Below are 12,296 nucleotides of genomic sequence, written 5' to 3' on the forward strand. Positions count from 1 at the left end.
AGGGGTCGGGACGGGAGGGAGCGGGAGGGGCGGGACAGCGAGGGGGCGGGGTCAGCAGCAGCCGCCGGCGGTGGGGGGCCGGCGGGTGCGGTAGAAGTCGCGGTGCGACAGGGGGGTGTGCCCGGGGTGCTCGCGGGCGTGGCGGGCCAGGTAGTGGTCGTAGGCCGCGTCGCCGAGGAGCTCGCGGACGTACCAGCGGACGGACCGGGCCACCCGGGCCAGCGCGGTCACCGGTCGCCCCCGCCGTGCTGCCCGGGCCCGTGCGGCTGACCGTGCCCGCCGCCGACCGGCTCGACCCGGCCGTCCGCGACCAGCCCCGCGTACTCCGCCTCGACCTTGCGCTCCAGCGGCGACGCGAGCAGCTGCGACGGCGCGTACAGCCGGGAGGCCACGGGCTCGTCCTCGGACGTCCCGATCCCGCCCGGGGTCCGCAGCGCCCGGACCACGGTCAGCAGCGCCGCGACGAACAGGGTCGCGACCAGCACGACGAACACGATCGACAGCGTCCCCTGGATCGCGGTGTTCCGGACGACGGCCCGGGCGTCCGCGAGCGCCGCGGGGTCGTCGATGCCCGCGGCGACCATCCGGCGGTACTCGGCGTGCTGCGCCCAGTACCCGATCGCCGGCGTGCTGGAGAAGATCTTCTGGTAGGACGCCGTGAAGGTGACGACGGTGTCCCACGCGAGCGGCAGCAGCGGGATCCATGCCCACCGCGCGTAGCCCTTGCGCACCACCATCACGGTGACGACCAGCAGCGCGACCGCGGCGATCAGCTGGTTCGCGATGCCGAACAGCGGGAACAGCGTCCGGATGCCGCCGAGCGGGTCGGTGACCCCCATCAGCAGCAATGACCCCCACGCGGACACGACGACGGCCGTCGACAACCACCCGCCGACCCGCCACGTCGGGTCCCGGAACCGTGGCACCCAGTTGCCGACGGCGTCGGACAGCTGGAACCGGGCCACGCGGGTCACGGCGTCGACGGCCGACAGGATGAACAGCGCCTCGAACATGATCGCGAAGTGGTACCAGAACGACATCATCCCGCTGCCGCCGACCACCTGGTGCAGGATGTGCGCCATCCCGACCGCGAGCGTCGGCGCGCCACCGGTCCGGGACACCACGGAGGGCTCTCCGACGTCCTCGGCGACCTGGTCGAGCGCGGCCGCGCCGGTGAGCACGACCTCCTCGCCGTCGGGCCCGGTGGACTCCCAGCGGATCTCGATGGGGTCGCCCGCCGGGTCGGTCACGCCGAGCTCGCCGATCGCAGCCTCGGCCCCGATCGACGTGCCCTCGGTCATCGCGGCGGGGGCGTTCATCGAGAAGTACACGCCCTGGTTGAGCGACACCGCGGCGGCGAGCGCCATGATCGCGACGAACGACTCCATCAGCATGCCGCCGTACCCGATCATCCGGATCTGCGACTCCTTCTGCACCATCTTCGGCGTCGTCCCCGACGCGACCATCGCGTGCATCCCCGACAGCGCGCCGCAGGCGATCGTGATGAACAGGAACGGGAACAGCGCGCCCGCGAAGACCGGGCCCTCGCCGTTCGACGCGAACTCCGTGACCGCCGGCATCTGCGCGATCGGCCGGACCAGCACGATGCCGAGGGCGAGCACGAGGATCGTGCCGACCTTCATGAACGTCGACAGGTAGTCGCGCGGCGTCAGCAGCAGCCACACCGGCAGCACGGCGGCGAAGAACCCGTACACCACGATCGCCCACGTCAGGGTCACCGGCGACAGGTGCAGGTGCTCGCCGAACGAGGACTGAGCCACCCAGCGCCCGCCGATGATCGCCGCGATCAGCAGGACGAACCCGATGAGCGAGACCTCGGTGACCCGACCCGGGCGGACGAACCGCAGGTACAGCCCCATGAGCAGCGCGATCGGGATGGTGCACCCGACCGAGAACACGCCCCACGGGCTCTCGGCCAGGGCGTTCACGCAGACCATCGCGAGCACGGCCAGCACGATCATCAGCATCACGAACACGACGACCATCGCGACCGTCCCGCCGAACCGCCCGATCTCGTCGCGGGCCATCTGCCCGAGCGACCGCCCGCCGCGGCGGGTCGAGAAGAACAGGACGAGCATGTCCTGGACCCCGCCGGCGACGACCACGCCGAGGATGATCCACAGCGTCCCGGGCAGGTAGCCCATCTGCGCGGCGAGCACCGGGCCGACCAGCGGGCCCGCGCCGGCGATGGCCGCGAAGTGGTGGCCGTACAGCACCCGCCGGTCGGTGGGGTCGTAGTTCTGCCCGTCGTCGACGCGCTCGGCGGGCGTGGCGCGGGTGTCGTCGGGCCGCATGATCCGGCGCTGCACGTACAGGGCGTAGAACCGGTACGCGATGGCGTACGTCGCGACCGCCGTGACGACGAACCAGAGGGTGTTGACCTGCTCCCCGCGGACGACCGCCAGCATCGTCCAGCCGACCGCCCCGAGCAGCGCCACCGCGATCCACACGGCGACGCGCAGCGGCGTCCACCGCTGCCGGGGGACCACCCCCACCGGCGTGCCGTCCTGCGCGCGGACGACCCGCGACCGCTCCTCGTCCGTGTAGTCGTCGGCCTCGACGGTCGCCTGCGCCATGTCCCAGCTCCTTCGCTCGGTCGTCGGTCAACCTAGCGGGGCGCGGAACGCCCCTGCCACCCGAACGGGTGACAGGGGCGCGCTGCGTAGGTGGTGCGCGGGGCCGGCGCTCAACGGGTGAGGAACGCCAGGAGGTCGTGGCGGGTGAGGACGCCGACCGGCTGGCCGTCGTCGACGACCATCAGCGCGTCGTGCTCCTGCAGCTGCGCGCGGGCGGACTCCACGGACTCCCCCGAGCCGATCAGCGGCAGCGCAGCGGCCATGTGCCGGTCGACGCGGTCGGACAGGGACGCCGTGCCGGAGAACACCGCGTCCAGCAGCTCGCGCTCGGACACCGACCCGGCGACCTCGCCGATCTTGACGGGCGGCTCCGCGCCGACCACGGGCATCTGCGAGACGCCGTACTCCTGGAGGATCTCGATGGCGTCGCGCACCGTCTCGTTCGGGTGCGTGTGCACGAGCGCGGGGACGCTGCCGTCCTTGGTGCGCAGCACGTCGGCGACGGTCTGCCCGGCGTCCGCGTCGAGGAACCCGTAGGACCGCATCCACCGGTCGTTGAAGATCTTCGACAGGTAGCCGCGCCCGCTGTCCGGGAGCAGCACGACGATCACGGCCCGGGCCGCCGCCTCGGGGTCCTCCTCCTCGAGCCGGCGCGCGAGCCGCAGCGCCCCCTCGACGGCCATCCCGCAGGAGCCGCCGACCAGCAGCGCCTCCTCGCGGGCCAGGCGGCGGGTCATCGCGAACGAGTCCGCGTCGGACACGGCGATGATCTCGTCCGGCACCGACGGGTCGTACGCGGCGGGCCAGAAGTCCTCGCCGACGCCCTCGACCAGGTACGGGCGACCGTCGCCGCCCGAGTACACCGAGCCGAGCGGGTCGATCCCGACGACCTGCACGCGGCCGCCGTCCGCCGCCGCACGGTCCGCCGAGGCGTCGTGCAGGTACCGGCCGGTGCCGGTGATCGTGCCGCCGGTGCCCACCCCGGTGACGAAGTGCGTGACCCGGCCGTCGGTGTCCGACCAGATCTCCGGGCCGGTCGACGCGTAGTGGCTCGCGGGACCGTTGACGTTCGCGTACTGGTTCGGCTTCCAGGCGCCCTCGATCTCCGTGACCAGCCGGTCCGACACCGAGTAGTAGGAGTCCGGGTGGTCCGGCGGCACGGCCGTCGGGGTGACGACGACCTCGGCGCCGTACGCGCGCAGGACGTCGCGCTTGTCCTCGGAGACCTTGTCCGGGCAGACGAACACGCAGCGGTAGCCCTTGCGCTGCGCCACCAGGGCGAGCCCCACGCCGGTGTTGCCGGACGTGGGCTCCACGATCGTCCCGCCCGGGCGCAGCTCGCCGGACGCCTCCGCGGCCTCGATCATCTTCAGCGCGATCCGGTCCTTCGCGGAGCCGCCGGGGTTGAGGTACTCGACCTTCGCCAGGATCGTCGCCGACAGGCCGGCGGTGACGACGTTGAGCCGGACGAGCGGCGTGCCGCCGACGAGCTCGGAGATGTGCTGCGCGTACTTCACGGGAGGGCTCCAGGTGCGGTGACGGACGGACGGGGACGTGCGACGGCCCCGCAGCCCCAGCCTAGGTGGCGGGGTGCGGGGCCGTCGGTACCGCGGGGAGCGGTCAGTCGCCGCCGCGCAGGATCGCGAGGATCCGCAGGATCTCCAGGTACAGCCAGACCAGCGTGACGATGAGGCCGAACGCGGCCGACCAGGCGAACTTCGCCGGGACGCCCTGCTCGACGCCGCGCTTGATGGAGTCGAAGTCCATGATGAGGCTGGCCGCGGCGAGGCCGACGGCGAACAGGCCGATCAGGATGCCCCAGGGCTCGTCTCGCAGCGGGCCGAAGCCCGCGCTGTCCACGAAGAACGACAGCCCGAAGTTCACCAGCGAGAACGCCAGGTAGCCGACCATCGCGATGATGAGCCAGCGCGTGAACTTCGGCGTGACCCGTACCTTGCCCGAGCGGAACAGGAACAGCGCGGCGCCGAAGGTCGCCATCGTGGCCACCACCGCCTGGAACACGATGGGCTGGACGTTCTGCCCGTCGAACGTCATGTTCTGGAACGCCAGGCTGATGCCGCCGAGGAACACGCCCTGCGCCGCCGTGTAGGCGATGATCAGCGGCGGGCTCGGGTTCTTCTTGAACGCGTTGACCAGGCCGAGGACCAGGCCGACGACCGCGCCGAGCGGCCAGAGGCCGGGCGCGAAGTTCCAGGTCGCCGCCGCCACGACCACGAGCAGCGCGAGCAGCCCGCCGGTCTTGACGATGACGTCGTCGTAGGTGAGGCGGCCCGTGTCGCGCGTGGTGGCGGTCGGGGCGCCGTACATGGCGTCGAGCGTCGAGGCCTCGACGACGGGGCCCGTGGCGCCGGGCACGGACGCGCCGTAGGTGGCGGTGCCACCGCGCTGCTGCTGACGGGCGGCCCGGTTGCCGCGGGCGCGCGGGTCGCCGAAGACGGCGCTGTTGTTGAACACCGGGTTGCTCATCGGTCCTCCAGGAGTCGGTTCGTGATCGAGCCGGCAGTCGTACTGGTGCCTAGAACGCCGCAGGTCGCCGGTTAGTTCCCCCGGTCCGCACCCGCCCCGGTGGTCATCCGCAGGGCTGACCGGCGTGCGCCTCACGGACGAGGTTCCGGCCGCCCGGTTTCGGCCCTGAGGATGTTCCCGCGCGGGCCCCGGCTCCGTAGGTTCGTCATGTACCCAGCCGACCCACCTGCGAGGACACCATGATCGAGGCAACAGGTCTCACCAAGAGGTACGGGAAGAAGACCGCCGTCGCCGGCGTCGACTTCACCGTGCAGCCCGGCCGGGTGACCGGCTTCCTCGGCCCGAACGGCGCCGGCAAGTCGACCACCATGCGCATGATCATGGGCCTCGACCGTCCCACCTCCGGTGCCGTCACCGTCAACGGCAAGCCCTACGCCCAGCACCGGTCCCCGCTGACCGAGGTCGGCGCCCTGCTCGACGCGAAGGCCGTGCACACCGGCCGCTCGGCCAGCAACCACCTGCGGGCCATCGCCGCGACCCACGGCATCGGCGGCCGGCGGGTCGCCGAGGTCATCGAGATGACGGGCCTGCAGCACGTCGCGGGCAAGCGCGTCGGCGGGTTCTCGCTCGGCATGGGCCAGCGGCTCGGCATCGCGGCCGCCCTGCTCGGCGACCCGCAGACCCTCATCCTCGACGAGCCGGTGAACGGCCTCGACCCCGAGGGCGTGCTGTGGGTGCGCAACCTGGTCAAGGGCCTCGCGGCCGAGGGCCGGACGGTGTTCCTGTCCTCGCACCTCATGAGCGAGATGGCCGTCACCGCCGACCACCTCATCGTGATCGGCCGCGGCCGGATCATCGCCGACGCCCCGGTCGCGGAGATCGTCGCCGGCGCGTCCGGCACGCGCGTCCGGGTCCGCAGCCCGCAGGCCGCCCGGCTCGCCGAGCTGCTCCAGGGCCCCGACGTGTCGATCACCTCGGTCGAGGCCGGCGTGCTGGACGTCGTCGGCGCGAGCGCCGAGACCGTCGGCGAGGTCGCCGCCCGCGGCGCGCTCGTGCTGCACGAGCTGACGCCGGTGTCCGCGTCCCTCGAGGCCGCCTACATGTCGCTCACCGCCGACGACGTCGAGTACCACTCCGCCCCCGCCGTCCCCGCACCCGCGGCCGGCACGCTCCCCGAGGAGGCCCGGCGATGAGCGCCACCGCCACCGCAACCCGTCCCCGCGCCGCCGCCCGCCCCTCGTCGGACGTCCGCGTCACGTTCCCCCGCCTGGTCCGGTCCGAGTGGATCAAGCTCTGGTCCGTGCGCTCCACCTGGTGGGTCGTGCCCATCACCGTCGTCGCGCAGGCCGGCATCGCCTGGCTGATCGCCTACTTCGGCACCCGGGAGATGGAACGCTCCGGCGTCGACCTCGGCGCCTTCACCGCGGGTGAGCTCGTCGGCGGCATCCAGCTCGCGCAGCTCGCGATCTGCGTCCTGGCGGTCCTGACCGTCACCGGCGAGTACTCGACCGGGATGATCCGCAGCACGCTCACCGCGGCACCCACCCGGGTCCCCGCGCTGCTGTCCAAGGGCCTGGTCGTCGTGGTCGTCTCGTTCGTCACCGGCATCATCGGCACCGTGCTCAGCTGGGCCGTGACCTACCCCGTCCTCGGCGAGACCTACCGGGTCGACCTCGCGGACGCGACCAACCAGCGCATCCTGCTCGGCGCGCCGCTGTACCTCGCGGCGATCGCCCTGCTGGCGTTCTCGATCGGCGCCCTGCTGCGGCACTCGGCCGGCGCGCTCGCCACGGTGCTCGGCCTGCTGCTGGTCGTCGAGGGCATCCTGTCGATGATCCCGTGGACGTTCTTCGAGAAGATCAGCCCGTACCTGCCGATGTCCGCCGGCTCCCAGCTGGTGCAGAACGGCGGCCCCGACGCGGTGCTGTCGCCCTGGCAGGGCTACGGCGTGCTGGTCGCCTGGGGCGTGCTCGCCGTGACCGCGGCGTGCCTGCTGCTCCGGCGCCGCGACGCCTGATCCCGCCCGCGTGGCAGGGTGGCCCCGTCCCCGACCCGGGGGCGGGGCCACCGCCGCTCCAGCCCCCACGCCCCCCACCCGCACGCGACCCCGGAGGGACCGCTGAGCCAGGACCCGGGTCACCTCCCCGTGACCTTCACCGAGCTGGACGCCCGCCGCCTGGGCCGCGTCCGCCGGTTCTTCGCGCGCCGGCCCGTGGCGTCCGACGTGCTGGTCTGCCTGTTCTTCGCCGTCGGCGCCCTGGCCGACGCCGGTCCCGTCCCGGTCGAGGGCGACGGCGGTCTGCTCGCGGGCCCGCGCTCCGTGATGTCCCTCGCCCTGACGGTGCTCGCGCTGCTGGCCCTGGTCGTCCGGCGGCGGTGGCCCGTGCACGTCGCGATGACCCTCGGGCTGCTCTGCGTGGCTCACGTGGCGGTCGCCGGGCACGTCGGGGCGCTGGACGTGGGCTTCGCGCTCGGCCTGTACGTCGTGGTCGCGACCCGGCCGCAGCGGATCGGCTGGCTGCTGCTCGGCGGGTCCGGGGCGCTCGTCCTGGCCGCGCTGCTGGCCTGGGGCGGGGTCAGCACACCACCCACGCCGGCCGGCGGCGTGACCGTCACGGACGCGCAGGGCCAGGTGATCCAGCCGTCCCCCGAGGACTCCGTCGCCACCGACACCCCGTCGTTCCTGCTCGCCGGGCTGCTCGCGATCGCCGTCGGCGCCAACGTCCGCGGCCGGCGCCTGCACACGCGGGCGCTCGTCGACCGGCACCAGCAGCTCGTCGACGCGGGCGAGCAGCAGGCCAAGCTCGCGGCCGCCGCGGAGCAGGCCCGGATCGCCCGGGAGATGCACGACGTCGTCGCCCACGGCCTGACCGTGATGATCGCCCTGTCCGACGGGGCCCGCGCCGCCGTGCGCCGCTCCCCCGACGACGCCGAGGCCGCGCTGGACCTGCTGTCCGAGGCGGGCCGGTCCGCCCTCGGCGACATGCGCCGGATGCTCGGCGTGCTGCGCGGCGCCGACGTCCCGCTCGAGCCGCAGCCGGGCAGCCAGGACCTCGAGTCGCTGGTCCAGCAGTTCCGCGCGGCCGGGCTGACCGTGCACCTCACCACCGCCGGCCCGCCGCTGCCGGCCGACGCGGGGCTGGCGCTGACCGTCTACCGCGTCGTGCAGGAGTCGCTGACCAACGCGCTGCGGCACGCCGGCGCCGGCACCCGGGTCGACGTGCTCGTGCGGCACGGCTCCGGCCGGGTCGGCATCGAGGTCGTCGACGACGGCGGGGGCGCGCGGCCGGTCCAGGTCGCCGACGCCGAGCCCGAGGTCGGTCGGCTCGGCCGGATCGGCGAGCGGCTCGGCGAGCGCCGCGGCGACCCGCTGGACGCCCGGACCGACGCGCAGCCCGCCGTGCCCGGGCCTGCGGTCGTCCGCACCGGCCGCGGGCTGGTCGGGATGCGGGAACGGGCCGCGGTCTACCGTGGCACCGTGGGCGTCGGACCGCACCGCGGCGGGTGGCGGGTGCACGTCGAGCTCCGCACCGACGACGCCGGCGGCCCGCCCGACGTCCTGCCCCGCAGCACCCCCGCCCGACCCGAGGAGACCGCGTGACCAGCACCCCGACCGAGCCCGCGCCCCGGTCGGGCCCCGTGCGCGTGCTGCTCGTCGACGACCAGCCGCTGCTGCGGATGGGCTTCCGGCTGGTCCTGGACGTCGAGGACGACCTCACGGTGGTCGGCGAGGCGGGCGACGGCGCCGAGGCCGTGCGCCAGGTCGCCGCGCTGCGGCCCGACGTGGTGCTGATGGACGTCCGGATGCCCGGGGTGAACGGGATCGAGGCGACCGCGCAGATCGCCGCGTCCGGGTCCGCGTCGCGGGTGCTGATCCTCACGACGTTCGACCTCGACGAGTACGCGTTCGCCGCCCTGCGCGCCGGTGCCAGCGGGTTCCTGCTCAAGGACGCCCGGCCCGCGGAGCTCACCGCCGCGATCCGCGCCGTCGCGACCGGCGACGCCGTCGTCTCGCCGCGCGTGACGCGGCGGATGCTCGAGCTGTTCGCCGGGGAGCTGCCCCGGGAGGGCGCCGCGCCCGCGGCCGCCGGCGAGGACGCCCGCCTGGCCGGGCTCACCCACCGCGAGCGCGAGGTGCTGCTCGCCGTCGCCGAGGGGCTGTCCAACGCCGAGGTCGCCGAGCGGCTGTTCCTGTCGGAGGCGACCGTGAAGACCCACGTCGGGCGGGTGCTCGCCAAGCTCGGGGTGCGGGACCGGGTGCAGGCCGTCGTGCTGGCGTACGAGACGGGGCTGGTCCAGCGGTCCTGAGCGGGCGCGGGCGCCGACGCGCCTGGCCGGCGGCCGGCGCCCGTCCGGGTCAGACCTCGCCGAGCGCCTCCTCCGGCGCGCCCTCGGCCGACCGCGCCGCGCGGTCCCAGCGCCGCAGCGTCAGCCGCTCGCCGACCCCGGCCGCCATCGTGTGGCCCTTCCAGGCGAACGCGACGACGCCGATCAGGAGCACCCCGGCGGCGACCCAGAACGGGGCGGTCGGGCTCACCGGGTGCAGCAGCCCGGCGATCACCGGGGCCGGGGCGGCGAAGCCCCAGCGCACCAGGTTGAACGCGGCCGTCGTGGTCCGGCGCTCGGCGCCGCCCAGTCCCAGGGCCAGGTCGGTGAGGTTCGCGTTCGCGATGCCCATGCACAGCCCCGCGAGCACCAGCACGACGACCGCCTCGGCGGTGCCGACGCTGGTGGCGAGCAGGACCAGGGCGACCAGCAGCCCGCCGATCGCCACGCCCACCGTCGCCACCGCCCCGATGCGGTGCGCCAGCCGGTGGCCGACCACGAGGATGCCCACCGCGAGGCCGATGCCCCACGCCGTGAACACCAGGCCGAGCGGGACGACGTCCAGGCCGAGGAACACCGGGGTGTAGCCGAGCACGACGAAGAACACGAAGTTGTACGCCGCGGTCACCACGCACAGCGTGCGGAACGCCGGGCGCCGGTAGGGGGCGAGCACGTCGCGCAGCCGCAGCGGGGTCGGGGGCTCCTGCGGGTCGCGCAGCCGCGTCACGGACATGCCGAGCGCCACGAGCATGAGCACCCCGCAGGCGGCGAACGGCACGCGCCAGGAGATCTGGCCGAGCAGCCCGCCGATCAGCGGACCCACGGCGAAGCCGAGGCCGACGCAGGTCTCGAACAGCTCGACGACCCACTCGCGGTCGGTGGCCAGCGCGACCAGCAGCACCATCGCGGTGGCGAAGAACATCGCGTTGCCCAGGCCCCACAGCCCGCGGAGCACGGCGAGCTGGAGGATGTTCCCGGACGCGGCGGCGAGGCCGGCGGCGACCGCGACCACCGTCACCCCCGTCGCGAGGACGGCGCGGTAGCCGAACCGGCCGGTGGCGATGACGGCGGGGATCATCCCGACGGCCATCACGATCAGGTAGGCGGTGAACAGCAGCTCGATCTGCCAGGTCGAGGCGCCGATCTCGGTGCCGATGACCGGCAGGATCGGGTCGACCACGGCGATGCCCGCGATCGCGAAGAACGCGGTGAGGGCGGTGGCGTAGATGGCGGTGCGGTGCGGCTCGTGGTGCCGACTGGGCATAGCGGTTCCTCGGGAGACGTCGTCGGGGGTCGGTGTCGTTTTATCTGTATCATACATGGAGTTACCGAGCCAGACGTGCGAGACTGCGCACGACCGACGAGGACGAGGGAGGACCGGTGCGCGAGCCGGACGACGCCGTACGGACCATCGAGGGCCAGGTGGCCATGCTGCTGCGCCTGTCCGAACGGACCCGGCGGTCCGCCGCCCGGCGCCAGGGCGAGCTCGAGCGGTCCGCCTACCTCGTGCTCGGCGTCCTCGCCGTCGACGGCTCCACCAGCGTCAACGCCATCGCCGAGGCCCTGCGCCTCGACCCCTCGACCGTCACCCGCCAGGTGCTCGCGATGGAGCAGGCCGGCCTCGTCACCCGCACCGCCCACCCCGACGACGGCCGCGTGACCGTCGTCGAGGCCACCGACGAGGGCGTCGACGCGCTGCGCCGCACCCGCGACGTGCGCGCCGCGCTCTACGGCGAGATCCTCGACGCCTGGTCCGACGCCGACCGCGCCGACCTCGCGCGGCTGCTCACCCGGCTGAACGCCGACGTCGACTCCTGGGCGCGCACGCACCTCGGCCGCTGAACCCACCCCCGGCCGCGCACGTGACGGGCCGGGTGAGGACGCCCTACGCTCGAACCGGCGCACCGGTCACGCCCCCGGGCCGAGGCGCCCGCGCCGACCCGTCCGGCACCCCGCAACGACCGGAAGGTGCTTCCCGCGTGACCACGACCGACCCCGCAGCCCCGCCGCGCCCGCGCCCCACCGCCCTGCGCGCCACCGTGCTGCGCACCGAGCGCCTCACCCCCGCGATGGTGCGGCTCACCCTGGGCGGCCCCGGCCTCGCGGGCTTCGCGCCGTCGCCGTACGCGGACTCCTACATCAAGCTCGTGCTCGTGCCCGGCCTCGGGGCCACCGCCTCCGGCAGCGACGTCCTCGCCACCTGGACCACACCCGACGGCCGCCTCGACCTCGACGCCGCCCGCACCGCCCTGCCCCCGGAGCACCAGCCCCGGATGCGGACCTACACCGTGCGCGCCTACGACGACATGGACCTCACCCTGACCGTGGACGTCGTCGTGCACGGCGCCAGCGGCGTCGCCGGGCCGTGGGCCGCGGCGGCCGTCCCCGGGGACGAGGTCGCCGTCGTCGGCCCCGGCGGCGGGTACTCCCCCGACCTGACCGCCGACCACCACCTGCTCGTCGGCGACGCCTCCGCGCTGCCCGCCGTCGCGGTCGCCCTCGAGCGGCTCGGCGCCAGCGCGTCCGGCACCGCCGTCCTCGAGGTCGCGGACCGCGCCGAGGAGGTCGCGCTGCACGTCCCCGACGGGATCGCCCTGCGGTGGGTGCACACCGGCGACGCGGCGCCCGGGGCCCGGCTCGTCGAGGCCGTCCGCGCCCTGCCCTGGCCCGCCGGCCGCGTGCAGGCCTTCGTGCACGGCGAGGCCGGGTCGGTCCGTGAGCTGCGGCGGTACCTGCGCGTCGACCGCGGACTGACCAAGGCGGACCTGTCGATCTCCGGCTACTGGCGGCTCGGCGAGGCCGACGAGGGCTGGCGCGCGGGCAAGCGCGCGTGGCTGCGCGGGATCGAGGACGCCGAGGCGGCCGCCGGGCTGGACTGACCCAGCC

Annotated in this window: 11 protein-coding genes; 6 read left to right on the forward strand and 5 right to left on the reverse strand. The window is 74.4% G+C overall.

What is annotated here, in order from left to right:
- Positions 1 to 51: 51 nt before the first annotated feature.
- The 4 genes from AC1VL8_RS00970 to AC1VL8_RS00985 form a co-directional block, all read right to left on the reverse strand.
- Positions 52 to 231, reverse strand: coding sequence for a CstA-like transporter-associated (seleno)protein (locus AC1VL8_RS00970; protein WP_389231084.1), 180 nt, complete (start codon positions 229 to 231; stop codon positions 52 to 54).
- Entirely contained in the window at positions 228 to 2,597 is a 2,370-nt protein-coding gene (locus AC1VL8_RS00975) for a carbon starvation CstA family protein (RefSeq protein WP_483073767.1), read from the reverse strand. Before AC1VL8_RS00975 ends, AC1VL8_RS00970 begins: the two co-directional genes overlap by 4 nt.
- A gap of 110 nt (positions 2,598 to 2,707) precedes the next feature.
- On the reverse strand, positions 2,708 to 4,114 hold the full coding sequence (locus tag AC1VL8_RS00980) for a cystathionine beta-synthase (protein ID WP_483073768.1): 1,407 nt from the start codon (positions 4,112 to 4,114) through the stop codon (positions 2,708 to 2,710).
- Positions 4,115 to 4,217: 103 nt separating this feature from the next.
- On the reverse strand, positions 4,218 to 5,084 hold the full coding sequence (locus AC1VL8_RS00985) for a Bax inhibitor-1/YccA family protein (protein WP_483073769.1): 867 nt from the start codon (positions 5,082 to 5,084) through the stop codon (positions 4,218 to 4,220).
- 239 nt (positions 5,085 to 5,323) lie between these two features.
- Between AC1VL8_RS00985 and AC1VL8_RS00990 the strand changes: the two genes are divergently transcribed.
- The 4 genes from AC1VL8_RS00990 to AC1VL8_RS01005 all read left to right on the forward strand — a co-directional run bounded on the left by AC1VL8_RS00990 (position 5,324) and on the right by AC1VL8_RS01005 (position 9,392).
- Positions 5,324 to 6,277 carry an ABC transporter ATP-binding protein gene (locus AC1VL8_RS00990; RefSeq protein ID WP_389231097.1) on the forward strand — a complete coding sequence of 318 codons (954 nt, stop codon included), beginning with the start codon at positions 5,324 to 5,326 and terminating at the stop codon, positions 6,275 to 6,277.
- Complete coding sequence (locus AC1VL8_RS00995) at positions 6,274 to 7,101, forward strand: ABC transporter permease subunit (RefSeq protein ID WP_483073770.1); 828 nt, start codon at positions 6,274 to 6,276, stop codon at positions 7,099 to 7,101. Before AC1VL8_RS00990 ends, AC1VL8_RS00995 begins: the two co-directional genes overlap by 4 nt.
- A gap of 129 nt (positions 7,102 to 7,230) precedes the next feature.
- Positions 7,231 to 8,685: a sensor histidine kinase gene (locus AC1VL8_RS01000; RefSeq protein WP_483073771.1), complete on the forward strand. Its 1,455-nt coding sequence runs from the start codon at positions 7,231 to 7,233 to the stop codon at positions 8,683 to 8,685.
- Entirely contained in the window at positions 8,682 to 9,392 is a 711-nt protein-coding gene (locus AC1VL8_RS01005) for a response regulator (protein WP_483073772.1), read from the forward strand. Before AC1VL8_RS01000 ends, AC1VL8_RS01005 begins: the two co-directional genes overlap by 4 nt.
- A gap of 49 nt (positions 9,393 to 9,441) precedes the next feature.
- Here AC1VL8_RS01005 and AC1VL8_RS01010 read toward each other — a convergent pair whose 3' ends face one another.
- Positions 9,442 to 10,674: an MFS transporter gene (locus tag AC1VL8_RS01010; RefSeq protein WP_483073773.1), complete on the reverse strand. Its 1,233-nt coding sequence runs from the start codon at positions 10,672 to 10,674 to the stop codon at positions 9,442 to 9,444.
- A gap of 116 nt (positions 10,675 to 10,790) precedes the next feature.
- Here AC1VL8_RS01010 and AC1VL8_RS01015 point away from each other — a divergent pair, with 116 nt between their 5' ends.
- A complete protein-coding gene (locus AC1VL8_RS01015) occupies positions 10,791 to 11,252 on the forward strand; it encodes a MarR family winged helix-turn-helix transcriptional regulator (protein ID WP_483073774.1) in 462 nt (153 codons plus the stop codon).
- A gap of 137 nt (positions 11,253 to 11,389) precedes the next feature.
- On the forward strand, positions 11,390 to 12,289 hold the full coding sequence (locus AC1VL8_RS01020; protein WP_483073775.1) for a siderophore-interacting protein: 900 nt from the start codon (positions 11,390 to 11,392) through the stop codon (positions 12,287 to 12,289).
- The last annotated feature ends 7 nt before the right edge of the window (positions 12,290 to 12,296 follow it).

This window comes from Cellulomonas sp. KU4C (genome assembly GCF_056868065.1).